The following is a 26,212-nucleotide window of genomic DNA, read 5'->3' as shown; positions in this document are numbered from 1 at the left end:
TCATCAGCTTTATACTGCTTAGCAACTTGCATTCCTCCCTGAAAATACTGAATTCACATTTTTATCAACCTGGTTATGCAGAGGATTGATGTCACGCTATAGTCCAATATATCCTGCAGATGTCGCTAAAGTTTGATCAAGTTGTAAACAAAATGTCACAGTAGGCGAAACCGTTTTATCGCAAAAACAACCTTATTCGCAGTTGATCACTGGAATAAGGTTGTTTGCAATATCATTAAAAGTCACTCAGTATTTTCCGGCGACGGCATTAAAAATTGAATTGGCCAGTAGTCGGAATTGCTGCTGTGAATGAGCGCCATTGGTTAGATCATTGGAGAAAACAGTAAGATTCTTTTTGTTTTCCTTATAGGTGAAGGCCATGATCTTTCCTCTTGCAGCATCGTGACCTGGCCACCAGCCCGCTTTGAAGAAGTTTTCTTTATTACTTATGGTCGCAAGAACTTTTGCTGCTTTAGGTAGTTTTGTAATGTAAGAACCTGTAACGGTATAGAAGTATTCTTCGTTAGCGTAAGGGGCTGTAATTACATTATCCTGTTTGACATTCGCTAGGAACACCCCTTCGTATCTTTCCCATGTCGGTCCAGCAAATGCAAATTGAGGAATTGAGTTTTTCACGTTATCCATTCCCATATTTCCATAAGCAATGTAAGGCTTTCCTTTCTCGACAAGTTTATCGGAATCGAATGTATTCACCAGCACATCGGCATGTTGCTGATCATCGGTCACTTTAAAACCGAGATTTTTGAGCACATAAGCTGGTTCACCGAGAGCGGCTACCGTAGAAGGTTTAAGAACTTTGCCAACAGGTCTATTATTGCCGAATGCCGTTACATCAAGATAATACTTCGAGGCCAGCGGGTGCAGATCATCATAAGCCACTGCAAAGTCGCCCGCTTCATATCCTGTTCCGCTTTTGGATAGCATTGTAACCACTTTGCCGGATTTAAGCAATTCATTAACCGTTTTGATGACATCGTTATTGGTGTTTCGGATTAAAACATAGGCAGAATGATTCGGCATTTGTGTTGCCGGAATCGATACGGAAGTCACCGGAGAAGTTTTGCCCGCAAACACTCCGGCTTCTCTAATCGCATCACATTCAAATCCTCGTAGGACTGGAAAGTCCTGTACAATCTCGCCAGCTACGGAAGCATAATCTGAGACGTCAATACCATCATATAAAACCATGTTTGCAATGCCGTGTGTGGCCTGATGCATATTTATGATAAATGAACCTGCAGGGTAGGTCTTGCCAGCAGCACTTACAGCTTTTGTCGAGCGTTCAACCTTTACTCCATTGCGGATAAAATATTCAATCATCCGGTAGGCTTCCAGCGGATTTTTTTGAAGACTTTTATCAGTCGGCAAAACGTAATATTCAGGGAAAAAATTCTTATTACCGTGACGCGGGCGGCCAATGACTTGATTTTTTGCATTGACTAGATACCGATCTACGGCATGATCATCCATATTATTAATTCCACGTTCATATATTTTCAGCTGGTTCAAAAATAACTTTTCTTTCTTTTCCATAACATAATCGGTTGCTGCAGCGACACTATAGTACAATGCTTTGGTCGACTCCTCATTCGATTCAGGTGTTTCCAGCGTATGTCCCATTGCACCATGGTGCATGGCGAAGACAGCTGTATAGGCTGGAGACACATCGTCCCATCCCGAAGCAGTTCCTTTGGAAACATATTTAGGATTTTCGGCCGTTTTACGATGTTCTTCATAAGGAATATGGTAGTAATCATACTTCGTGTTTGCAATACCTGCTTCACCCATCACTTTTGCCTGTTCTACCATGTTATCCATAAGCAAATCGTATTCAATATTCGGATTGTGAGGCGGTGTGGTAGGCTCAATCAGAAAATTCTTATCAAACCCATGCAGATCTAGGAAAGAAATCGGCGACCATCTGGCGATTTGCTCTGTTATACTGCGTGTTTCAGGCTGAGTTTGATATGAATTATCCCGATTCAAGTCAAAATATTCAGCATTAGAACGTTCGGTATGAACCCTTCCATCCGGATTCTCCGTATACAGGAACAGGAAAAATACATGATCAAGCGCATCATCCAAATTCAGAGTTACCGTACTCGATTTTCCATTGGACGAGGTAGTTTTGTACGTAACATTTTTATCGAGGGCCATTGTCTTAAAATAATTGATAATCGCATCAAAGCCCGGCGCTTCATTTGGATGAATATTGTTGATCCAGATGGGCACTTGATAATCTCCGAATGCACCGGATTTAATATCGTTCTCCAGCTTTGCAGGATGATTCAGCATGTCAGGATGAGTTACATTCTGATATTTGTCAATCGTTGCTTTATCTTTGGCAAGCACAGTCATATAAATATCGCGGCCTTCCACGGATTTGCCGATCGATATCGTCTTAATGTATCTGTTGTTTTTTTGAGCTGCCTGTGCCGTAATCGCATCAATCTCCGGCTTCAGTTCATCATAGGTACGGAAGCTGTCGTATGGGACCAACTTAATGGGAGCACGGGCAACAGTTTTTCCGTTGACTACTGCAGCCAGTTCATAGGTCCCCATCAGGGAAGCGTATAGCGGACGCTGCAGACTCGGTTCGGCAAGATTCTCCGTACCGTAAGCAAGACCGAAATTGATATTTGCAGTGACTTCTCCGTTTTCTGCTTTTATCTGAGTAACTGTGATAAAGGGGGCGCCATTATAATCGCCATTCTTGTACGATTTCCATTCCGATAATGGCTTTCCACCATATGTCCAGCGTATTTTCTTTATATTGGTCCCCTTCGGAAGTTTAAATCTAGCTTTAATTGTTCTTTTCTTCGTCATGGATGCTACATTGTTATCCAATTTCAGTGTCCGGGTATTTTCACCTTGCGTTGAAATTGTTTTTGTTGGTTGACTCTGTTTATCGTTCAATAACGTGCTTTTTGCACGCTGTGCAGCATCAGCCATAGCCATGTGCGGAGCAGTGATCTCCAGAAGCATGGCGGCGGATATGGTTAACGCCAAGCAGAACTTTACTATCGGTTTTGTACCCATTCTTTTTCCCCCTATTTATAACCGAAAGACCATGTTGTACTCTTCTTTATTCACAAAGAGCATTTAACAGACTATTGTCCGGCAAATGATGATTTTATATATTGTCCAATCCTATTCAAAATCTGTTTTCTACTTTTGTTCGGAAGGATTGTCTGTAATCGAGTTAGAAGCGTCGGAGTTTATGATACTTTGCACAAATTGCTTCAAATCCGTTCGACTTTTTACGTCCAGAACAGCCGCTCTGCCTACATAGGTTTCTTTTAACAGCTTCATTGGCGGTATTTGTTCATTTCCCTGTAATGTACTTTGATACCCTACCGAAGCCAAATTCCACATATCAGAGACTGACAAATTGGTATCGATATACGGACTGATTTCCTCTAGAATGGAAGGAAACTTCATAATGGAAGTCGTTGTTTTTACCTTCTCGGCTAATGCCGTAATCAATTGCCGCTGTCTTTTTGTTCTGGAATAATCGGACATGGCATCATGACGAAAACGGACATATTGAAGCGCCGTTTTGCCGTCGAAATGCTGCTGTCCCTGCTTTAAATTAATATCATACTCATGCTGATCGGCTTTGCTCTCATAGTACATATCCTTTTCGACATAAAAATCGAGTCCGCCTACAGCATCCACGAGTTTAATAAACCCCTGGAAATCCGTATATACATAAAAATGAACAGGCACCCCCAGCAATTCGCTGACTGCTTTCATCGCCGTATCTGGCCCATGCGTAACAGCGGTATTAATTCGATTTTTGCCGTACCCGGGAATATCCGTATAAGTGTCTCGAAGAATCGAAAATACATGAATATGCTTATTGGCAGGATTCAATGAAACGACCAACATGCTGTCGGATCTGGGTACCTCGCCCTTGTCACTTCCACGGGCATCCACACCCATCAGCAGAATGTTGACAGGCTCGGTTCCCTCCCACTCCGGAGCTTCCAGAGCTTCGGCATTATCGGTGCTTACTTTAATGAACGAGGAGTTTGCCGGTGTTTTGTTAAGTCCTTCTAATCCTTTGTAAATGGACAAGAAATAGTAAAAGACAAAGATTACAGCAGCGACCACAAGTAACAATGTTACAGTCAATATCCTCTTTTTCCTCTGTGTCATGTCATTCTTCCTTTCTGGATGATGAACGCCCCTGCCCCTTTCTGTATTTAAGATTTTTGCAAGGCTGCTACGAGAAGTGAAGTGTAGTATCGGCTACCATCTGGTTTTAAATGGACGCCATCTCTATAAAAATATTCATCTTTGCCTACACTAGCCGAATACCAGTCCACCACGCTGACGTTACTGTATTCACCAGCGACCTGTGCAATCGTGTCATTCGCCGTGTCTTGCCAGCCTTTCGGCACCCGGGTGGTGACCAAGATTACCTGTCTGGCTCCAGAAAGGGATTGCAGTACGTCGCGCAGTTGGTCTTTGCTAAACGGACCGTTGGTGCCGAGTTCGATAATGACCTGGTCTCCCAGTTTGCCTTGGGCGGACAATTCATTAATGACTTTTATAGCTTGAGACATCTGCCGGCCAACCTTGCCGTCAACCGTCATATTCGGAAGCTGCTCTTTTAAATAAGGCTCAATTCCGACCGTAACCGAATCTCCAATCATCGTGACGCCCTCGCCGTTTAAGGAAGCGGATGGTTGAGCTTGTTCTCCGCTGGTGCTGGAAGCCGCACGCTTTTGTGCAGCGGGCTGCATCGCATCAAGATTGTATAGAGAAGAATCCTTGCTGCGTGATTCGTTATCATCCGAATTTTGCTTTGCGTGCATATGGAGGCCGATGGCTCCTAAAGCGATAAGGATAACCATAAAACCCCCTAATGTTTTTACCATCCATCCATTTTTTTTGTTCATACCTAGTTCATCCTTCCCTTTAACATGCTAGTAGGTTTTATCTTGTTTGATAGCATCAATCAAAAACGAGGCATAATACTGAGCGCCTTCTGGTTTCAGATGAACACCATCGTCATAAAACAGATCGTTGCGGTTTTCGCTGGCCGAATACCAGTCGATAAGCCGGACATTTTGAAATTCACCAGCAATTTCACGTAGATTGTCATTTACGGTATTCTGCCACCCTCTCGGTACTCTGGTCGTTATCAGATAAATGTGCCGGGAATCCTGCAGTGAAGCCAGCAAGGACTTCAGTTGACTCTGGTTAAAAACGCCGTTGGTGCCGAGTTCAATAATAATTTTATGGCCAAGTTTGCCCTGTGCCCGCAGGCCATCAAGCACATCCTCGGCCTGTGACATTTGCCGTCCCACCTTGCCATCTATGATGATACCGGGAAGCTGTTTTTCCAGAAACGGGGCGGCATCCAGAATGACAGAATCTCCAATCGCCGTGACCCCCTCTCCTTCTGCGGAATGGCCTGTATTTTCAGCGGAATGATTTTCAGCAGAACAGCCGGATTGCAGCTTTTCTGTCTGGACGGATTCCCGGCTTACGGTTGCTGGCACATCGGGTACAGGATCTGGTGAATCCGTCTTCCATGATGTCAGGACCAGAATGATGGCGATAACAATTACGACAAGACCTAGTTGGCTGCCAGCGCCTGATCTGCGGAGTGATTTTAGGCTGGTCCCAAAGGTCCCGCGGCGGATGGGCTCTTCGATGTATCTGTAGGAAAGACCCGCCATTATGAAACTGACCATTACCTGCAGAGCAATGCGCATATAGCTGGCATCTTCGGTACTTACCGCGGGACTTGATAAAATAATGACCGGATAATGCCATATATACAGACTGTAAGATCGCTTACCGATCCAGCTTAGAGGCCGGCAGCCGAGCAATCGTTCCAGTCGATTGGCCGGATGAACAAGTACAGCAATAACAACTGCAGTAATGAGTGATAAATAAAGAAAACCGCCGCGATACAGCGAATCATCAAACTGGTTGGTCTGACCGATCAGGATAAACAGCATTACAATGCCCAGTACGCCAGTCATATCCAGCATGGTCCGGGACGAAGAAGATACATTGTCGCTCAGTCTCCAGCTGGGCCAAATTACCGCCAGAGCCGCTCCGATTAAAATGGCAAACGCCCGCGTGTCCGTCCCGTAATACACCCTGCTTGGATCTGTTCCGGGTTCGTATATAACGGCCATTGCTATGGCGGATACGGCGGCGCAACCCAGAATGTATAACATCAGTCTGCCTCGTCGCGGTGCAAGGCACAGACCGATCAGTAGAACAAGCGGCCAGATTACGTAAAACTGTTCCTCAATGGAAAGCGACCAGAGGTGCCCGATTGGAGAAGGCGGGCCAAAGCTCTCAAAATAGGAAACATGATGAAAAATGAGATACCAGTTGTTTACGTAAAAAAGCGAGGATACAAAATTCCCTCTTAATTCCTGCAGTCTGGAGAAATCGGTAATTAAAAACCACAATGCCACTGCAGTCATCATAAAGATCATTGCTGGCAGTAGTCTGCGCATTCGTCTTATCCAGAATTGCACAATAGAAAAACCGCTGCGCGTCCTCCATTCAAAAAGGATCTGATCCGTAATTAGATATCCTGACAGGACGAAGAAAATCTCCACTCCCAGCAGCCCACCCTCTGCCCATCTGAAATGAAGATGATAAGCAATAACAGCAAGCACGGAGATGGCCCTTAGCCCATCCAGACCGGTCATATAACGTTTTATGGGTTGATTCAGGTGCAAATTCCGGTTTCCATTCACTATGGTCCATTCCTTGTCCTTATAGGCTAATGATCTTGCTTCATTTACTATAGAAAAAAGATGTCGCTAAAGTTTGATCAACATGTAAACAAATTGTCACAACGGTTGCAAAAAGAAAAACCTTATTCCGGCTGAACAACCGAAATAAGGTTTTTGACATATACAAATATGGCGATCCTAATCACTATTTCAATTCAATGATCAATGACTCCTTGCTAGGAGAATCTGTTGGCGCAGTCTGCGAGGAATCCAATTGCTTTTGTCCTTGAAGCAGTACACTTTTATTGTTCGGATTCCAGTACATATGCGTCGGCAAAATTCCGCGATACACCGGTTCGTTGTACATTATATTTCTTCCTTGCACCTTGCCTACGTAAGTGACATTTTGATCATACACGGTGTATGCGATATTTTTCCTGTCAGGCGAGAATTCAAAATCAAGCACTTTTTCCAGAATGACGGAGAGCTCTCCGTTTCGCTGATCATATTCGTACAATGAACTATCCGTTCCGAGAAACACAAACTGGTCGTTATTCATCCAGGCTACTGAATCTCCACCAAACTGACGCTCGTATTGAAACTCAATATTCTTCCCGGAAACCTTCCCCATGGTTAACACCTTTTTCTGACCTTGTTTTGCACGAAATAACTGCAGCAGTACGCTGCGACCATCATTTGCAAGGTTAACACTCAAAAGCGTGTCTCCCTTTAGGATACCTTTTAACTGATATTTGCTGGAAGTTTGAGCCCCCATATCGTAGATGTACAGGCTATCAGCTCCATTATCAACCGGGTTTTCTACCAGGTAGCCGATATACGAACTGTTGGCAGACCAGGAAACATATTGTACATAAGAATCGTTTCTGGTACTGATCCTGTCTATTTCCTTTTCTTTGCCATCCTGCAAGGAAATAAGCTTTAAGGTTGTCTCCGAGGAAGAACGAGAAAATTCGCAAATATATTTACCATCGGGAGAAAGTATAGTATTGGAAGTTACATTGCCGATTCCGGGTATGGCCTTGCTCTGCTCATACGGATAAGTTAAACGTTCCAGCGTGCCTCGCTTCAGTATGGTCATGGCTCCGAACGAAGCGATGACAGCATCTGCAGACGACCAGCCCAGCAGCTGACCCGTATTCACAAAACGATCCGGAAGCCGATATATTCTTTGGACCTGAAACGGCCGAGAGCTTTGATCGGCACTGGAAACTTCATTGCTGTCGGCGATGACGACGGTCTCTGTTTTTGGTTCTGAACCGCATCCTGACAGCAGTAATACCACGACAGATACGACCAGCAGCATTACAAAATATTTATATTTATTGCCCATTATTCATTCTCCGTTCCCCGCGGTTTCCAGAGCTTTAAATTCCACCGTTACGATTGTTTCATTATGCTCGTTTGTAATCATGATGGAACCTGCCAATTCTTCAACGATGGATTTCACAATACTGAGCCCCAAGCCTACACTGCCTTCTTCCGCGCTGTCGGAATAAGCCGGATAAAATGGTTGTAACAAGCGTGACAGATGTTCTGCCTCAATCGGATCGCTTGGATTGCTGAAGATCAAGCGGATCTTTTCTTCTGACCGCACCGCTTTTACCGATACTGCCGAAAACGGCAAACTGTATTTTATTGCATTATCTATCAAATTGATGAACAGCTGTCTGATTCTGTCCCCATCGGCCAACATGATCAATTCCTCACTAATCTCATATTCGATGGTCTTTTTATAGCGCTGTGCCCGGATCACCATCGATTCACACACGTCCCGTAGGATCAGCCCGATATCCACCCGATCAAGCTCATTGATCATGATATTTTTGCGTGAAACTTCCAGCAGTTTTAGCACCATCGCATGCAGGCGCCTGCTCTCCTCGATAATATGATTCATTCCTTTATCAAAAAAAGCACGATCTTTCTCACCATTCAGCCTGATCAGCTCTGCATATCCCAGAATGGAGGTTAACGGCGTTTTCAGTTCATGAGTGATATTGTCAAAAAAGCGCTTTTCCTGCTGGTGAAGTTGCTTTAAATGGTCCCGGTCCTTCTCAATAATATGAATCTGTCTACTAATTTGATCAATCATATCATTAAAATTTTCGGCCAATCGGCCAATTTCATCCCTGCGTTTAAAATGAAGGCGGATATCCAGATTCCCGTTTTTCACCTCGGTGGATGCTTGCGTCAGTCTGGTCAGCGGGATGGTAATATGCCTGGAAAGAATATAGGAAAACAGAAAGGCTGCCGCAAAAATCGCCAAGGCAATATAGAGAGTAATCTGCCGAATCTGTCCGGTTTGTTCGTAGAGTGAGCTGAAATCTTTGTAAAAACGCAGTATGCCCACCTTTGAACCGTCTATAACAACCGGATAGGAGAAAAGGACAGTCGTCTTATTACGATCATAAGTAATGCTGTACGCTGTATTGCCATCAATCGCCTGCTGTAGATCGCTTTGCATTTGCTGCTGAAATAAGGAGCTGTCCGGGGCATAAAGCAATTTGCCTTTCACCGTATATACGCCAACACTGCTGTCCGTGGTATGGTTCAGATCAGTTGCTATCTCCCTGGCAATCTCTCCAAAATACAGCTCATTGCTGCTGAAATGGTTAATCAGGAAAGCCTGGCGCACATACACATTGCTATTGTTTTTCAGTCCGACCAGTTCGGAGGTAACCAAATTCTGATTGCTTGTCCAGATAAATTCCTTGACTGTCTGATTAAGTACGACAAAAGAAAACGAAAAAATCAGAAAAAAACCGATCAGAAATTTGATGCTGATTTTACGTATCATACTTATCCACCCATTTTTTTAAATTTGTACCCGATTCCGAAGACGGTAGTAATGTATCCAGTGGCATCCAGCTTTTTGCGGAGTCTTTGGATATGCGTATCAACCGTACGGGTATCTCCGGCAAAATGATAACCCCATACCAGATCAAGCAGTTCGGAACGTGTAAAGTTTCTGCCCGGATGTTTAACCAGCATCATAAGCAGGTCAAATTCCTTGGGGGTCAATTCAACGGGACGGCCCTCTTTTTGGACAAGCCGTTCTTCTTCGATCACTTCAATATTTTCAAACCTAATGACGGCTTTCGCGGCTTCTTCCCTGTCCGGGCTGCTCGCCTGCTCCACTCTGCGCAAAATGGTTCGAATGCGTGCAACAACTTCGCGCAGATCAAAAGGCTTGGTAATATAATCATCGGCACCGAATTCAAGGCCGAGAATCTTATCGGTAATATCCGATTTGGCCGTAATCATGCAAATCGGTATGTTATAGTCCATAGTCACCTTTTTGCAAATATCTAGACCGCTCTGGTCAGGCAGCATCCAATCCAGCAGCAGCAAATCGGGCTGAAACGACTGCAACTCATGCATTCCCGCTGCTCCGCTGGCCGCTGTGCGTGTCTGGAACCCCTCCATAGAAAGCCCGTACGAAAGCAAGTCGGCAATCGGGGCATCATCTTCAATAATAAGAATCTTTGCTTTATTCATAGCAATCCTCATCTCTATTTTTAATACGGCAGGTTTATGACATTGTCCATTATATTAATCATTCAGGGGAAAACAATCAAATGTATATTGTAAATGTTTTTACGTAAAAAACCACGCGCAAATGACTGCGCATGGTTTTGATTACAGCATAGAGAGCTATGAAATATTCGGAAACAAAAGGAGGCTGCTTTAGCGATCCAATAAATTCAAGGAAAATATCATCACATGTTTCCAACAAGTATGACATCTTACAAACTAGTAATTATTAAACAAACTATTTCTCCCGTTTAGACTCGGTGCATACTACAATTAATCTTAATTATAATTGCAGATAATTTTTATTTAGTAATTCCTCTTCTAATAGTTACTCACATGTGTGGTGTCATAATTAATGAGAAAACAACAGCAGAATACATGCATTATTTGAGGATCATTTTCATAATTAATGAGAACTCATTGACTCGAAGTTATTAGATCTGCCCTAATTTTCATATTTCATGAGAATATCCACAACTCTAAAAATGAGTATTTATACAATCAATAATTTGTATAACTTCTTCTTTGTCAATTATGATGATTTTTCTCGTTTATTCTGAAAATTTTTTCATTAAATATGACACCTCTCTTCGGACGATAAAGTTGTGTACTAGCGAGTCAACTAAAATTTGTGCGATAAACAATAAAATTGAGTACCAAAATCCAATATCTTTGATAAGGAATTCTCTATCTTTTTTATATATTTTTATTAATTGGTTCAGAACAAAGGACCTTTGGACCATATTTTCACAAAAAAAACCAAGCTGACGATTATAAGATGGACTTTTTCTTGTACAAAAAAAGAGTCTGCCCTTGGGCAGACCCGATACAAATGAACAGTCTCGTGCAAGTTGTGCTCAGATAGATTGAACCTGCTGGATGGAGGCTGTTTCAATTCGGATTAATGAAAGCGCATGCTCTACCGATGCCGCTGCTTCTTCGGGGGTACTCCCCCCTCCCAAAAAATATCCTATATAGTTTTTGTTGCTAGTCGCCGGGACGAGCTCCGAGTGTTCTCCTACATCTAAACTGGATTCGATGGATTCCATCCATATGCTCCGCCTCGTTTACTCCATTGACGCTCATAATGACGACCTTTCCTTCCACTTGTGGCAGCAACAATTTTATGCAGCAGAACGGATATTTCACCTTCTCTTTCACATAAGGAATGTCGAGCAAATGACACACGGTAGCACGCTGCATGTTTACGCCTGTGGTTAGCCGAACCATATCCCAAATTTGATTGCCACCGTATCGTGTGAGACTCGATAATGTACGGTATGCCTCGCCGTAGCTTGATTTCTGTATGTGAGGGGCCTTCAAGATGTCCAATGGAAGTGAGTAAACTGCATACCGTTTCTTGAATAGCCTCTCGATCTTCCATTTTCAAAGGTGCGGGTAACAGGTGACCAGCCTCTATGAAATAAGGCATTACCACCTCTTTGGTTGTGATTGCAAGCACTTCGTGCCTTCCATTAGTCGTTAGCACCTCAACGCTGTATTCTTCCCCGTCGTCTATATACTCCTCAATCACCAGCGTACCATCCAATATATATTCATCCTGCTGTGTGCTATGACGCAACGCGTCTTCAATCTGTTCGAAAGAGCGGATAATTGAAATCCCCCCCTACCTTACTGGGCTATTCAAAAATATCTCTTGATAATCGTATAAGATGGACTTCTTTGTTTTCTTGTTTTCGGCCGATTATTTCGTGATAAAGTCAAAATGATCAGCGTTAAAGTTCAATTCCCTCACCAGCTTCAAGAACTACCCCTACCCCGGTCGGCAGTAACGAAACAAAGAAATGGGGGTCTTGCTTAATGAACGGAAACGTGTCGAAATGGATCGGTACAACCTGTTTGGCCTGAAGCCATTCTGTAGCCACTGCGGCGTCTTCTGGACCCATAGTGTGATTGTCCCCGATGGGTAGAAAAGCCAGGTCAATTGCATTGCGTTCTCCAATCACCTTCATATCGTAAAACAGGCCTGTGTCCCCGGCATGAAACAGCGTTTTGCCTTCGGCGGAAAACAGTATTCCCGTGGGCATCCCCGTATAAATAATTGTTTTTGTTTCTTTGTATACATGACTTGAACTATGAAAAGCTTGTGTCAATTTCACTTTCCCAAAGTCAAATGTATACGCTCCGCCGATGCTCATTGCATGTGTACGTACGCCTTCCCATCCGAGCAGGTCCGCCAGTTCTGCCGAAGCAATAACCAGCGCGTTGTTACGTTTGGCAATCTCTACGGTATCTCCCACATGATCGCCGTGCCCATGGGTTAACAGAATCACATCCGTCTTTACCGTGGATGCATCCAGGTCCGTATTGGCGTTCCCTGTAATAAACGGATCGATCAGAATGATTTTCCCGAGGGTCTCAATTTTTACAACAGAATGTCCATGATAGGTCACCTTCATTATGCTTCCTCCTTGAATTCATTGATTGTTGCCGGGTTTTCTGCGGGTGAAGATCATATAAAACGCAACCATGTTGGATAACACAATAATTAGGCCCATGGGTATGGCCGATTTACCCCCACCGAGGCCGGTCAAAGGTGCCGCTTGTACATAGTTTTGCATCGCAAGGGAGAAACCGGTTGTGGTTACGATACCGACGCTGGAAACGGTGAAAAATAGAGGGGTGCAAACGGCATACAGTCTCCCACCACTGATCAGCACAATGAATAAGATTAAACCACTCACAGTTGCCAGCGTAATTTCGCTTATAAACAGAGTTTGCCCGCTAATGCTCACTGACAGTCGCCCTGTAATCTGACCTGGAATGATTAGTCCCAGTCCGTTCAGGGCAAACAGTATGCTGAATAGCTGCGGAGACGTACCGAACAGATTTTGAATGACAAACGTGAGCCGGAGATGTATGCAAACATGTTTTACGATACATGCTTCATCATTGCTTAGAAGTTTTGCGCTGCTGTACGTGCTTGTCCAATGGCTTCGGCTTTGATCTGAGGCGCACGCTCTCCTGCTGAAGATATACCCTCGATGTATAGATGATCCACGTCAGTAATTCCCACAAAATTCAGTACGGTTTTCAGGTGACGGCTGCCGTTCTCCCGATCAGCGACAGGACCTGCGGAGTACACGCCGCCACTAGCTTGGATGTGGAACGCTTTTTTGTTTTTGAGCAGGCCGACCGGGCCGTTTTCGGTGTATTTGAATGTTTTAGCTCTGACACAGAAGGAATCAATGTATGCTTTCATCACCGGAGGATATGAGAAATTCCACATCGGTGTCACGAACACATATTTGTCTGCGGTCACGAACTCCTCCAGAAGTTCATTTAACTGAGTTACTTTTTGCTGCTGTTCCACTGTCAGTTGATTGAACGTACCGCCCGTTTGCAGCTTGCCCCACGCTTCCAATACGTCAGCATCAATGTACGGAATGTTGCGTCGATACAGATCCACATGAATAACCTCATCCTGTGGGTGGCTTTCGCGATAAGCTTGTACAAATTGTTCGCCGGCAGCAAGGCTGTAGGATGCTTCCGGGTTACCAGGGTGAGCAGTAATATATAATAATGTTGACATGGTTATGACTTCCTTTCTTATATAAACGAAATTTATGATGGGTAATGAGTTAGGCGAGGAATGGACCAAGACCATTGCCATACGACCAGTTTTCTTTCGTAACCTCAATAAGATTGATGAATACATCCTCTTTACGAATACCAATCTTCTGATGCAACTGCTCGGCAAGTGCCGCGTAAAAATCTTTTTTCACTTCATCAGAACGACCGATGTTCAAAGTGATTTGAATGATAAGAAATCCATCACTTCTTTCAATGTCGAGACACGTTGGATCAAAACTCAAATTTTCGCGATCCAGTTCTTCAATAATCAAAAACCGATCGTTTGCAGGTACATGCAGTTTATCCACGACAGTTTGCAAGACAACTTCCCCGATCTGCGTTTTCTCTTTACTCGGACGACCCTTCAGTGTAACAATGCGAGTTAAAGGCATCAGTGTTACCTCCTTGTTTTGTTTATGTTGATATGGATTATTTTATCTGCTACAATCCAGAGCACGAATGTACATAAGTTCGTGTTTGTTCGTGTGTTCAAGTTGCTCAAACTATGAAATTCAGGTGATTGAATGGATGACAGTAAATACGCAAAAGATTGGCCCCATGAATGGATCAAAAAAATTCGTACGAGACCTTCCAGACGAGAGACGTCAAAAAAGATGCGGCAAGTGGATCTGGCGAAGCGGGTTGGTGTTGATCCAAGGACGGTACAGCAATGGGAAAGTGGAGATCGTCTACCCAGCATCGGAAACCTCAAGCAGATTATTCAGGTTTTTTGGGAAGAAGGGTTGTTTCTGAAGGGAGATCCTCGCCAGGAAGCTGAACAGCTTTGGATGGCTGTAAAGCGTTTATCGGAAGCGCGTTCAGCCACGAGACGCGAGTTTGAGGATTTTGATAAGGCCTGGTTTGATACGCTGATGACAACCAAAGCTATACAGCCGGAGACAGGCAAAGAAAAGCGAGGTACCACGGTCACGGCACCAGCCCGATTACGGAAGATGCCATCCACCTTTGTTGGACGACATCAATCCAGAGATGCCTTGGCGGAGCAGTTAACTCACCACGCGCTAGTTTCCATCATTGGATCTGGTGGAATCGGCAAAACGTCCCTTGCTGTCGAACTGGCTTCGACGCTTACGGAACGTTTTCCGCAAGGCATCTGGATGTTTGAATTTGGTGCAATCAGTGAAGCGCATGACGTGGGTCCGTTTCTTTTATCCACGCTGGGGCTGTCAAACCAAGGGAGCCAGCCCGATGTACAAGTTGTACTGGAAACGGCAATCAACCGTAATATGCTATTTATTTTCGATAATTGTGAGCATCTCATTGATGTCATCGCCACGGTGGCCGAGTCTCTTCTGGCAGAGGCACCAGAGTTATCCATTTTGGCGACCAGTCGAGAGCCACTTAACATTGCAGAAGAGTATGTTTACCGAATCCCTCCGCTTTCTTTTCCCGTGGATGAAGTCACACTGGATGAACTTTCCGAAACGGAATTGATAAACTATGAATCCGTACAACTGTTCCTGGAACGAGCCAGCATTCAGGCTCCCCATTTTGCGGTCTCCCTTCCCCATCTGAAACGGATTGCTTCGATATGCAAGAAAATTGGGGGCATCCCGTTAGCGATTGAGCTTGCTGTGGCACGAATGAATATGCTGACCCTGGAACAGATTGAAGAACGTCTGACGAATCAGCTGACCCTGCTGACCGTAGGCAAACGAACAGCCACGCCCCGGCACCAAACGTTACGTTCAACAATTGACTGGAGCTATGATCTACTTACGGGCAGGGAACGTCTTTTATTAAGACGGCTTAGTGTATTCGAAGGAGGTTTCACACTGGAGGCGGTGGAAGGAATCTGCATCTGTGAACCAGACATACCCGATCGGGAAGACCGCATAACTGTGGTAGACGTGGTTGATCTCTTGTCGAGCCTAGTTAACAAGTCTCTAGTCTCTACACAAATCAGCTCGCACTATGGCTCCATTCGCTATTTTCTGCTGGAGGCCATCAAGGAATATGCGAGTGACAAGTTCCGTGAAGAATCCGATGATCGCAAGCGAGATGCTCTCTATGAGCGTCATGTGAGGTATTACATGAAGTACCTTCTACAGGCTGAATCCCAATTTCGGAGCATTGAACGTGAGTCCTGCATCGAGGCGGTAAGACGGGAATATGCCAATCTGCGTTCTGCACTTCAATGGTCTTATTCAAGTGTTCAGGTCCGTCCTAGTGGTCTTCATATGGCGGCGCATCTGTATTGGTTCTGGCTTCACGAAGGCAGGTTGAAAGATGGGTTGTTTTGGTTGGAGAGATTTCTGTACACGGAAGAAGAAAGCCATGCCTTTCGTACGGATTCAGCCAAAGCGTGGCATGGATTGAGTATTATTCAATTTATACAGGGCCATACAAAAACAGCTATGGAAGCAGCGACACGAAGTGTGGAAATTGCCCGTGAACAACAAGAGATTTCCCTGTTAGCCTCATCCCTGCGTTTGCTCGCTTTTCTCCACATTAAGCAGAATTGTATCGAGGAAGCGGAAACGGTTGTACAGCAGAGTGCAGACTTGGCGAGAAGCGCTCATGACTCATGGAATCTTGCCTCTTCTCTGCATGCATACGGCAAAATACGGCTGGAACAGCACCGATACAATGATGCTTCCGTATTGCTGAGAGAAAGTGTACATCTCTTTGAAACGGTACAGGATCAGTGGGAAGTGTCCGGTCCCTATGAATGTCTTGGGTATACCGCTTTGAAACTCGGGAAGCTGGATCAATCAATCGAATATTTCAAGAAATGCATTGCCGCAAGCCAAATATATCGAGGGTCCTGGGTTCTCTCCCGAGGAATTGAGGGGTTAGGGATTACCTTATGCGCTCAGGGAGCGCTGACCGATGCAGCGATCCTTCTTGGAGCAGCCGAGAAAGGTCGTCAAGCCTATGATGAGGGTAGCATACCCAATTTTCCTGACGAACATCGTAAGAGTGTAAGCGCCATTCAGCAGGGTTTGCAGGAACAGGAATGGTATAGATGGTGGAACAAAGGGAAAGAGATGACCCAAGCTCAAGCGCTTGCCTACGCTTTGGAGATATAGAGGGTTGCCAATCGAATGAATAGATAAACTAGACGAACCATACGCTGTCCCCCTTGAACTACAAAGTGATGAAATTCATTTGCTTGTGGCCAAAGGGATTTTTTGATAACAACAAAAGTCGCCATAACACAACATTAAGCAAAACGAGCATACCTATGTTGTGTTGAAAAAGATTCTGTTTCCGCAAGTCAGGTAACCAGAACTGATCCAGGTCGGAATCACTGAAGGTGCACCCTCGCTAACAGTTTTTTCAGAAGTACAGACGGGTCATTACCTCGCACTAAAATTGTTAATAATCCTGATTCACTGGAAAATAAAGCATTAAAGATATAAACTTCGAATAATCTTTTTTCTTGAGCCCTCTCATATGATGAAAGTAATTCAATTTGCGCCTTGGAAACCACGTTGAACCAGAATAACGAGTGCACAGCAGAACTATGGTTACGATACCAACAAAAACCGGACTTTTCACTGGTTTACTTTACGGGCTGTGACAGCTTCGCTGGTACTACCCCGACCTACAATATACGCCTCCTCAGCCAGAGAGCAAGAAGCAGCTTGTCGCCAAGCTGGAGGAAGCAAGGCGCCACATGCATGAGATTGGGGCGTCGCTGCAGAACATAGACCCAGAGCGGCTGGACGCTCTCTTACAAACTGCAGTGTTATTTGGCTAACGGGACACGATGTTGAATGTTGACCACAACAGCGGCCAGTCTAGGATTTTATTTTCGCTTCCTTATCTGCCGCTGTTGCATTTGTCGGATCAGTCGAAAAACATATTTCTCAAAAGCTGACGACCTTTGAAATGGACAATCGCGTAAAATCAGCAACTCCAGTCTGCAACTTTATTTTCTTCGAACATCAATTATGATAATTTTCTCGTTTAATCTAAAAATTTTCTTATTTAATATGACACCACTTTCTTCGAACAATAAAGTTGTGTACTAGCGAGTCAACTACAATTATTTCCCCCTGTGCGGATACAATAAAGTTGTGTGCCCGTCTTTACCTTTTCTAATATTTCTTTACGGGGTAACGTCAGGAAAATGCGGAATTACAACGTTAAGGAAATCCTCATATTAAAAGCCTGATTTTTCAATAAATGCTGGGAAATAAGACTTTTTTCGTTACTCCATTACAGCGCCCGTTTCAAGAAAAACCGTTTATGGTTTAGCTATAGGTATTAAGATTTCAAAATGAGGGTCGCTTGAGTCTGAATCATTTGCCTATTTTTCATGCTTTAAGCTGCTATTATGGAGGAGAAAATGAAACTCAGGCCTCCGGTTGCCTTAACAAATAATTTCCTCTCGTGACCAGTCTCTTGTGTGTTTCAATGTAATATCGATAAACTTTGATAGAGCGGGGGAAATCCACTTGTTTTTATGATAAACAACTTGGGCTGAGATCTGTTTAAGATCACCTTTGCAAGGAATAACCTTTAACCTTCCATCCTTGATTTCATTATTTACAGTTATTAATGGTAAACAAGCAATACCCAGCCCACTCATTACGCAACGTTTTATCGCCTCAATACTCCAAAGTTCCATCGTGTTGGAAAGTAAGATTCCTCTTTCTCGAAGATATTCTTCAAACATGGTTCGATAACTGCATTCTTTCTCATTCGTGATCAAACACTCGTTTAACTTTTGGTTTTCATAGCTTTGATCTAAAACATTCAGCGGGTTGTCATGACTTCCAACAAGGACAATAGGCTCGTCCAATAAAGAATGTACGATTAAATCTGAATCCTGAAACGTTGGCATCATAAGAAATGCAATATCTGCACTACCGTTAAGTATTGCTCTCTTGTTATCTCCGCAAGTAGCGTTACTTAGAATGATGCTTACATGGGGAAACTTATTTCTATATTCTCTTAATATAGGTTCAAGTCGATAAACCGTTAAAGATTCAGGAGCAGCAATCCTTAACTCGCCTCTTATTTCATCACCATCATTTACAATGCTTTCGATTTTCCCGTAAGTATCCAAAATTTCTTGAGTATAGTGCAATAATTTCTTGCCTATATCAGTCAATCTTACCTTTCGACCCATCCGATCAAATAGAGGTGCACCCAAATGTTCTTCAAGTGCTTGAATATGAGAAGTGACCGTGGATTGAGTGTAACCTAAATGTTCTGCTGCTTGTGTAAAGCTACCAAATTGAATAACTTTTTTAAATGTAATAAAATGACGTATTTCCATCAGTTCACCAACTTTCAATTTAATCTCACTTCTATAGTATCAAAAAAATCAATGGATAACTTCTCGAATTTCAATTTTACTAACAATTAGTTCCGGGTTAATCTTAAGGAAATTTGAAAACAGAAGGATATTATGTGAAAACCATTCTGGACGTACCTTTTAATTAAGGTATTTACAACGCTAAATAGTCAGGGAGGAGAAATGACATGACGGAAGTTAAAATCAAAAAAAATCCCCTAAACTGGGATGTGTTAGTGTCAAAGCGTCAAGGTCTCAGTAGAGATTTACCAGAAGGACAAGAATTGCTGAAGTGGGTGGCAAATACGGTCACGCTTATCTATGGTGAACAAGACGCAGTCCTCATTGATACATTTCTTACTATTAAAGAAAATCAAGCATTGGTAGATTGGGTTGTCAAAAGTGGTAAAAACTTAACCACAATCTATATCACTCATGGTCATGGTGATCATTTCTTTGGTATAAAGATGCTTTTAGATCGTTTCCCTGATGCAAGAGCGATAGCAACTCCAGGTGCTGTCAAAGCCATGCAAGAACAAATATCTCCTGAATCTTTCTGGCATAAACTCTTTCCTGGTGAGATACCTGAGGATCTAGTCGTCGCTCAGGAACTTGAAGGAAGTGAGTTCGAGCTAGAAGGACAAAAACTTATCGTGGTGAATACTGGGTTTACTGATACTGGAGATACAACGTCTCTACACGTCCCATCAATTGATTTAATCGTTTCAGGGGATGCAACTTATAACGACATTCATCTTTACTTGGCTGAAACCACTAACGAAACTCGAATTGAGTGGATAGCTGTGCTCGACAAACTTGAGGTACTAAAACCACGTGCAGTGGTTGCTGGACATAAGAAACCCGAAAATGAAGATAATCCCAAAATTATCGCCGAGACACAAAATTACATCCGAGATTTTAACCGATTGAATGAAATAACGGAAACAGCACAGGAGCTCTACCATAAGATGTTAGAACTCTATCCAAATAGAGCTAATCCAGGTGCACTTTGGGGAGCAGCAAAAGCAGCGAAATCTTAATAAAAGGTATATATAATAGCATTCTTTTAATAAACACGGTTGGAGGAGTTAATAAATGATTACGGTTTACGATGATAGTTATAAAGAAGAAGTCATTAAATTAATATTGCATGTACAGAATGTCGAATATGAAGTGGGTATTAGTCTTAAAGAACAACCGGACATTCTGGACATTCATTCAAATTATATAAATGATGGCGGTAATTTTTGGATAGCGTTAAATGATAACGGAGAGGTCGTAGGTTCAATTGGTTTGCAAAAAAAAAATAAGGAGGTTGCTGTATTAAAGAAATTTTTTGTTTATAAAGACTACCGTGGTAAAGAATTTGGGACAGGAAAAAAGCTTTATGAAGCACTGCTTGATTTTGCTAAGAAACAAGGTTTTTCTAAGATAATTTTAGATACCCCATCTAAAGCCACTAGGTCACACGGTTTCTATAAAAAGGCTGGATTTAAAGAGATTGATAAAGAAGATTTGCCAATTAAATATGATTATCCTGACCGCAATTCAATTATATTTCTATTAGAACTATAACAAAAGGAAAGAAGGTCTTATTTTTATGGAATAGTTAAACGGAGGGTTTGTCTTTGAAGAATAAGATTATATTGTTTTGTTTACTAAGTACTGTATTACTCGGAGTAATGAATAGTTTCTTTTTTAATTTAGCTCTTGTACCAATTGCTAAAGACTTAAATATTTCTATATCTTTTAGCAGTTGGTTTATCTTAGGGTATTCAATTATGGTTACAGTAGGTTCAATAATATACAGTAAGCTTGCTGAAAGCATTCAATTAAAAAAACTATATCTATTTGCTTTAGTTATCTTTGTTCTTTTCTCTATCTTGGGCTTTTTTATGGATCATTTTTATTTACTTGTATTATCTAGAATGGCACAAGGAGTCGGAGGGGCAGCCTTTATTTCACTGACAATGGTTGCAATTATAGATGTACTTGATCGAGCATTATTACCGATAGGTCTTGCTTTTATAAGCTTTGCTATGGCTTTAGGATCAGGTTTAGGACCTTTACTGAGTGGTATTATTCTATCCATAACGGATTGGCATATGTTATTTTTATTTATGAGTTGTGCAATAATTTTTATACCAATTTTATATTTTACTTTTCCAGAAAATAAAGTAGAAAATAAGACTCCATTTGATTGGTTAGGGACGTTTTATTTATTATTATGTATTCTCTTTTTATTATGTGCCTTGAACATTAATTTTCTTTTTATTGTTTTTTGTAGTTTATTTTCCCTAGTATTCATTCGCCATATCAATACCGTTTCTTACCCAATTATTGATAAAAAAATATTTAATAATACAATTTTTGTTAGAATAACTAGTCTTAGTTTTTTGTTATTTTTTTTGCTAGGAGCAAATGTTTTTCTTCTCTCTTATATTTTTTCTTATACTTTTAATCCCATACAGTCTGGAATCCTATTTTTTATAAGTGCTTTAATAGGAGGGTTTGCAAGTATAGGGATTGGGAAGAATATGACTAATAAAAATGTGAAAAAATTCTATAGAATAGGATTATATATTTTTTTCATAGGTTATTTAATTAGTATTTTTAACTCAAAAATAGGCATAGTATACATTTTAACAAGTGTTTGTTGCTTCACTGCCTTTTCTGTTGTACAAGTTGCTTTAAATAATTTATTAGATTTGGAACTGAAAGAATCCAAGAAAATAAGTATTGGTGTTTATAATTTATGCAATTTTATCGGTATGAGTATTGGTGTAGCATTATTTAGTAAATTAGTTATTATATTTAATATAAATATTTGTTTTATTTTTTTATTAGCGACTGTGATTACAAAAGGATTCATGTCAAACAATATTAATACAGCAAAAGGAAACTAGTACTGAGTGAAACTGAAGGGATTTTTCAGACAGATCGGTCATTGGCTGGTTAGTTAATCAGCTTTCCAACATACCCATTTATATTATTCCTTTGGATAGTAAAATAATATTTAACAATGGCAAGGAGATAACTGGATATGAAATATATTCGTTCAATACCTGTAGTTAGTTCCTAAGAGGGGTACGGAAACGATTCGGGGATTGAGAGGCCACATATAAAATAATCCCCAGTTATTATACCCCTTTTTCCTCTATTTCCTTTAAAACGCTGCCTGACTAACCCCTGTAATAGTACAAATTTCCTTTACAGTTTTATCTGTTGTTTTTCGTAATTCAATTGCATGGTTCATTCCTGGGTGTTTATCTGTATTTTTTTTACCCTTCCTTGATATTTTCCCTTTTGCTTAGCCAATTTTATCCCCGAACGTTGCTTTTCTTTAATCATTTCTCGGTCTAGCTCACTGAATACTGCCATAACAGTTAAAAAGAATTTACCAGTAGGTGTTCTTGTATCAATTCCTAAGTTTAAGATAATAAAATGTATGTTTCTTTCACGAAGTTGTTCAACCAGCTGCAACAACTGTCAGTATTTCGATCAAGACCTTCCATTCTAGTCACAACTAAGGTATCATCGGCAGCTATCTTGGAAAGAAGTTCACCCAATTGATGCTTCTGTTTAGAAACACCACTAATTTTCTCCTTTTACAATTTCGTTCACTCCAAATTATTAATCATCACCATTTAAAGTAGAAAGGCCTTGATCCATCGGTACTTCTGATGAGTCAAGGCCCCCACTCTGTCCAAAACATATATTAAATAAAATTTCATTTATTAATTACATTTCTCAGCTATAATGGTTACTCACAAAACCACTCTAAGAAGCTAAAAACTAGTCCAATCACTGTTTACTGATGCATAAATATTCATTTCTCACTAATTATGAAAAAAAATTCTCATTAATTATGACACCACACATCACACATCGACAACAGCTTCTTAAATCTTGTAAGCCTTCATAGCTTTTCTTAACTCTTTGAATGAAGGACGTTTACCATACATTAAGACACCCGTACGGTAGATCTTGGCAGCCAGCCAACCGAACAACAAAATGGAGGCGACCAGAATACCAAGGGACAGCCAGATTTCCAGCAGGCTCGCCCGCTCCAGACCAATCCGCAGCAGCATGACAGTCGGCGAGAAAAATGGGATGTACCCGGCCACCTTAACGAAAATCGTATCAGGTGCGGCGATATTGAAGATACCGATATAAAAGGCTGCTAGTGACAGCACGGTAATCGGCATGATCGCCTGTCCCAACTCCTCGGTACGGCTAACGATGGAGCCCACCGCAGCGAACAATACTGCGTACAGAAAGTAGCCGAGGATGTAGAATACCAGACCATAGCCCAACACCGCGATATTCAGTTGCGACAGATCCAGCCCGGCTGAGCTAAGAATGACATTATTATGCGGCAGCATAAGGTTGGCACATACAACGGCTGCAAAAACAGCAATTTGCAGCAGGCCGACCAGGAAGATGCCGATAATTTTTCCGAACATCTGGGTCAGCGGTGAAACGCTTGTGATAAGAATCTCCATGATACGTGAGCTTTTTTCCGATGTCACCTCTGCAGCAATCATATTTCCCGTCATCATGGAGGAGGTGAAGAATAAAATCATCAGTACATAGACCAAACCATAGTTAATCATAGAGGTTTCTTTTTCCTCTGTCCCCACAGCTCCTCCTGCCTCAGATGGACTGTCTACTTCCCTGCTATCCACCATTACAGGTGTGCTAATTTCACGAATTTGATCGCTGGTCAATGCATTGCCGCCCATAATGGCTTTGACCTTAGCTTCCTGAAGTCCCGTCTGCAACAAAGTAATTACAGCAGGAGATGGCTCTTTTTCTACAGAGACGTACTCCACTTTAGGAAACGTGTCCCCCTTAGTGGCAGGCTCCGTGAACTGCACGTAACCTTGCAGCTCCCCGTTTTTCAAGGCTTGCTGCATGGCCGGCGTTTGTACGTTGTCATAACGCACCCAGATGGCTGCCGGGTTGGATTGCTTCTTTGTAAATTGCTCCAGCTGATTCGCCACTTCTATCCGGCTCCCAGCAATCAGTCCCAAGCGATGATGCTCGGCTGCCGTTGTGCCCGAACCTCCTGCCCCATCTCCTTTAAACAAAGAAATCATATACGGCAGATTCATACCAATTGTAATGAGCAAGGCCAGTACCAGCGTTGTAATGATAAAAGATTTGGTTCTCGCCTTCTGACGAAACGTAAAACCGATCACCGTACCCAGTCTATTCATGGGAATCACCCACCTCTCTTATGAAAATCTCGTTCAGCGTAGGTTCCTTGATCTCAAAATGCTCCACATCCGTTTGCTCCAACGCCGTTTGTAAAATCAACTTCGCCGCATCCGGCTGCTCAATATGCAGCATCCAGCCGCGATCCATAGGCTCTGCACGGCGCACGCCGGGCAGCTGCTCCAGTCCGTTCACTTCACCTGTAGTAATGAGACGAACTTTTTCACGTGGGTAACGGCCCTTAATCTCCTGCACACTTCCCTGCACAACTGTATTTGAGCGATGCAAAATCGTAATATGGCGGCATAGTTCCTCCACATGCTCCATGCGGTGGGTCGAGAATAAAATCGCAGCCCCATCATCCCGCAGCTCTTTCACCGTATCCTTAAGCAATTCAACGTTCACCGGATCAAGCCCACTGAAGGCCTCATCCAAAATAAGCAGCGTCGGGCGATGCACTACAGCAGCAATAAAACCCATTTTCTGCTGATTCCCCTTGGATAGCTCCTCAATCCGCTTGTCGTAATATTCCGGCACCCCAAAGCGCTCCAGCCAGTAGCGTAGACTTTTGTCCGCCTCCTTGGCCGACATGCCGCGCAGCCTGCCCAAATAGTTAATTTGCTCGCTCACCTTCACCTTGGGGTACAACCCTCGCTCCTCAGGCAAATAACCCATCGTCCGTTGGAGCTCCTTGCTGTAGGGCTTGCCCTCATATTGAATGTTTCCTCCATCAGGGTAAATCAGGCCGAGCACCATGCGCATCGTTGTCGTTTTGCCTGCTCCATTGCCTCCCAGTAGTCCGTAAATCTCCCCGCCGTTCACATTCAGCGAAATTCCGTTCACCGCCGTGTGGTTCCCATATTGCTTCACGACCTCTTTCAATTGCAGCATGCTCATGATTACTCCGCTCCTTTTTTCTGCGTATATATCTCCGCATCTTCTGATAGTTGTCCCGCAGACCAATGTACTAAAATATCATCCAGTTCCAAACGCCGCACACGGATGGGGCGTATGCCCGCTTGTTCCAATATGGCGCTGGTCTCTCCGGCTGCCAACGTTACAATTCGTTGCAATCCGCCTTCGCTCTCCGTCTCTACCACTCCCGGAAGCTCCGATGCCTCCTCTGGCGTGCCTTCAAACCACATTTCCTTGCTATTTTCGAGCAAATGGTCTTTTTCCAGCTTGCCGAGCAGCCTGCCATCATGCATCAGAACAATATAATCCGCCAAACGCTTAATCTCGTCTATAATATGAGTAGCAATAATGACCGTCGTTTTGCCGTTCTCCATACAATCCCGCAGTTCTTCCAGCATGATTTTCCAGGCAAAAGGGTCTAAACCCGACGAAGGCTCATCCAGCAGCAACAAACGGGGGTGAGGCGCCAAGGCTGCAGCCAGCTCAAACTTACGGCGCTCTCCCTTGGACATACGCGATAATTTCGTATGCTGAGGAACCTGAAATCGTTCCATCAGACGCTGAAAACGTGTTTCATCCCAGCCGGGATACCACAAGGCTCGAAAAGCCGCTGCTGCTTCTGCTGTGAGTCGATCTTCCTCACGGGTTGGCTGCTCTGACACATACCCAACCCATTGTCGTGTATCTGCTGGCATGCCGTCTGGATACGCTTGACCGAACCAACGGATTTCACCGGAATCCGGGTGGATAAGCTGAGTCAGCAGGTGAATCAATGTACTTTTGCCCGATCCGTTATGTCCAGCCAAAGCGACTACATATCCCGGTTCAATGGTTAGATTAATCGGTCCAATTTCCCGGTTACCCCGGGTTTTATAGACCTCGCTCATCTCAATAATGGGTGTTTTTATCTGTATCCCCATAG

General features: G+C 43.0%; 21 protein-coding genes and 1 pseudogene. 4 read left to right on the top strand and 18 right to left on the bottom strand.

Going from position 1 to position 26,212, the window contains the following annotated elements:
- Window positions 1–246 precede the first annotated feature (246 nt).
- The 13 genes from NLX82_RS19060 to NLX82_RS19000 all read right to left on the bottom strand — a co-directional run bounded on the left by NLX82_RS19060 (window position 247) and on the right by NLX82_RS19000 (window position 14,275).
- Entirely contained in the window at window positions 247–3,060 is a 2,814-nt protein-coding gene (locus NLX82_RS19060) for a M14 family metallopeptidase (protein WP_254348760.1), read from the bottom strand.
- A 129-nt stretch (window positions 3,061–3,189) separates the two neighbouring features.
- On the bottom strand, window positions 3,190–4,182 hold the full coding sequence (locus NLX82_RS19055; protein WP_028541103.1) for an LCP family protein: 993 nt from the start codon (window positions 4,180–4,182) through the stop codon (window positions 3,190–3,192).
- 47 nt (window positions 4,183–4,229) lie between these two features.
- Complete coding sequence (locus NLX82_RS19050; RefSeq protein ID WP_028541104.1) at window positions 4,230–4,928, bottom strand: SGNH/GDSL hydrolase family protein; 699 nt, start codon at window positions 4,926–4,928, stop codon at window positions 4,230–4,232.
- 27 nt (window positions 4,929–4,955) lie between these two features.
- Window positions 4,956–6,758 carry an acyltransferase family protein gene (locus NLX82_RS19045; RefSeq protein WP_075153699.1) on the bottom strand — a complete coding sequence of 601 codons (1,803 nt, stop codon included), beginning with the start codon at window positions 6,756–6,758 and terminating at the stop codon, window positions 4,956–4,958.
- Between the two features lie 184 nt (window positions 6,759–6,942).
- Complete coding sequence (locus tag NLX82_RS19040; RefSeq protein ID WP_209940915.1) at window positions 6,943–8,088, bottom strand: hypothetical protein; 1,146 nt, start codon at window positions 8,086–8,088, stop codon at window positions 6,943–6,945.
- A 3-nt stretch (window positions 8,089–8,091) separates the two neighbouring features.
- Entirely contained in the window at window positions 8,092–9,552 is a 1,461-nt protein-coding gene (locus NLX82_RS19035; RefSeq protein ID WP_254348759.1) for a HAMP domain-containing sensor histidine kinase, read from the bottom strand.
- A gap of 2 nt (window positions 9,553–9,554) precedes the next feature.
- Entirely contained in the window at window positions 9,555–10,253 is a 699-nt protein-coding gene (locus tag NLX82_RS19030; protein ID WP_023986855.1) for a response regulator transcription factor, read from the bottom strand.
- An 893-nt stretch (window positions 10,254–11,146) separates the two neighbouring features.
- Window positions 11,147–11,338 (bottom strand): hypothetical protein, encoded by a 192-nt coding sequence (locus NLX82_RS19025; RefSeq protein ID WP_053324559.1) that lies wholly within the window; start codon window positions 11,336–11,338, stop codon window positions 11,147–11,149.
- Complete coding sequence (locus tag NLX82_RS19020) at window positions 11,314–11,883, bottom strand: ATP-grasp domain-containing protein (RefSeq protein ID WP_280782116.1); 570 nt, start codon at window positions 11,881–11,883, stop codon at window positions 11,314–11,316. Before NLX82_RS19020 ends, NLX82_RS19025 begins: the two co-directional genes overlap by 25 nt.
- Window positions 11,884–12,025: 142 nt before the next feature.
- Window positions 12,026–12,709, bottom strand: a complete 684-nt coding sequence (locus NLX82_RS19015; protein WP_053324557.1) for a metal-dependent hydrolase — start codon at window positions 12,707–12,709, stop codon at window positions 12,026–12,028.
- A gap of 18 nt (window positions 12,710–12,727) precedes the next feature.
- A complete protein-coding gene (locus tag NLX82_RS19010) occupies window positions 12,728–13,045 on the bottom strand; it encodes a hypothetical protein (RefSeq protein ID WP_053324556.1) in 318 nt (105 codons plus the stop codon).
- A gap of 161 nt (window positions 13,046–13,206) precedes the next feature.
- Window positions 13,207–13,842 carry an FMN-dependent NADH-azoreductase gene (locus NLX82_RS19005; protein ID WP_023986849.1) on the bottom strand — a complete coding sequence of 212 codons (636 nt, stop codon included), beginning with the start codon at window positions 13,840–13,842 and terminating at the stop codon, window positions 13,207–13,209.
- Between the two features lie 49 nt (window positions 13,843–13,891).
- The gene (locus tag NLX82_RS19000) at window positions 13,892–14,275 is read right to left on the bottom strand and encodes a tautomerase family protein (RefSeq protein WP_023986848.1); all 384 of its coding nucleotides are present in this window, start codon (window positions 14,273–14,275) and stop codon (window positions 13,892–13,894) included.
- A 132-nt stretch (window positions 14,276–14,407) separates the two neighbouring features.
- Between NLX82_RS19000 and NLX82_RS18995 the strand changes: the two genes are divergently transcribed.
- The gene (locus NLX82_RS18995) at window positions 14,408–16,936 is read left to right on the top strand and encodes a helix-turn-helix domain-containing protein (RefSeq protein WP_254348758.1); all 2,529 of its coding nucleotides are present in this window, start codon (window positions 14,408–14,410) and stop codon (window positions 16,934–16,936) included.
- A 1,289-nt stretch (window positions 16,937–18,225) separates the two neighbouring features.
- Here the strand turns inward: NLX82_RS18995 and NLX82_RS18990 are convergent.
- Window positions 18,226–19,155: a LysR family transcriptional regulator gene (locus NLX82_RS18990; RefSeq protein WP_231517152.1), complete on the bottom strand. Its 930-nt coding sequence runs from the start codon at window positions 19,153–19,155 to the stop codon at window positions 18,226–18,228.
- Between the two features lie 188 nt (window positions 19,156–19,343).
- Between NLX82_RS18990 and NLX82_RS18985 the strand changes: the two genes are divergently transcribed.
- The 3 genes from NLX82_RS18985 to NLX82_RS18975 are packed head-to-tail and all read left to right on the top strand — an operon-like array spanning window position 19,344 to window position 22,061.
- Window positions 19,344–20,195 carry an MBL fold metallo-hydrolase gene (locus NLX82_RS18985; RefSeq protein WP_053324553.1) on the top strand — a complete coding sequence of 284 codons (852 nt, stop codon included), beginning with the start codon at window positions 19,344–19,346 and terminating at the stop codon, window positions 20,193–20,195.
- Between the two features lie 55 nt (window positions 20,196–20,250).
- Window positions 20,251–20,730, top strand: a complete 480-nt coding sequence (locus NLX82_RS18980; RefSeq protein ID WP_028541114.1) for a GNAT family N-acetyltransferase — start codon at window positions 20,251–20,253, stop codon at window positions 20,728–20,730.
- Window positions 20,731–20,783: 53 nt separating this feature from the next.
- The gene (locus NLX82_RS18975) at window positions 20,784–22,061 is read left to right on the top strand and encodes an MFS transporter (protein WP_023986843.1); all 1,278 of its coding nucleotides are present in this window, start codon (window positions 20,784–20,786) and stop codon (window positions 22,059–22,061) included.
- Window positions 22,062–22,321: 260 nt separating this feature from the next.
- On the opposite strand, the pseudogene NLX82_RS18970 reads toward NLX82_RS18975, so the two are convergent.
- From NLX82_RS18970 to NLX82_RS18955, 4 genes and pseudogenes are all read right to left on the bottom strand, one after another.
- A pseudogene (locus NLX82_RS18970) lies at window positions 22,322–22,785 on the bottom strand (recombinase family protein); the annotation flags it as partial.
- Window positions 22,786–23,057: 272 nt separating this feature from the next.
- Window positions 23,058–24,377, bottom strand: coding sequence for an ABC transporter permease (locus NLX82_RS18965; protein WP_254348757.1), 1,320 nt, complete (start codon window positions 24,375–24,377; stop codon window positions 23,058–23,060).
- Window positions 24,370–25,272: an ABC transporter ATP-binding protein gene (locus tag NLX82_RS18960; RefSeq protein ID WP_023986841.1), complete on the bottom strand. Its 903-nt coding sequence runs from the start codon at window positions 25,270–25,272 to the stop codon at window positions 24,370–24,372. Before NLX82_RS18960 ends, NLX82_RS18965 begins: the two co-directional genes overlap by 8 nt.
- 2 nt (window positions 25,273–25,274) lie before the next feature.
- The gene (locus NLX82_RS18955) at window positions 25,275–26,210 is read right to left on the bottom strand and encodes an ATP-binding cassette domain-containing protein (protein ID WP_034095140.1); all 936 of its coding nucleotides are present in this window, start codon (window positions 26,208–26,210) and stop codon (window positions 25,275–25,277) included.
- Window positions 26,211–26,212 lie beyond the last annotated feature (2 nt).

The organism is Paenibacillus sp. A3M_27_13 (genome assembly GCF_024213315.1).
Classification (GTDB): domain Bacteria; phylum Bacillota; class Bacilli; order Paenibacillales; family Paenibacillaceae; genus Paenibacillus; species Paenibacillus polymyxa_B.
This window is presented reverse-complemented; position numbering and strand designations above follow the sequence as displayed.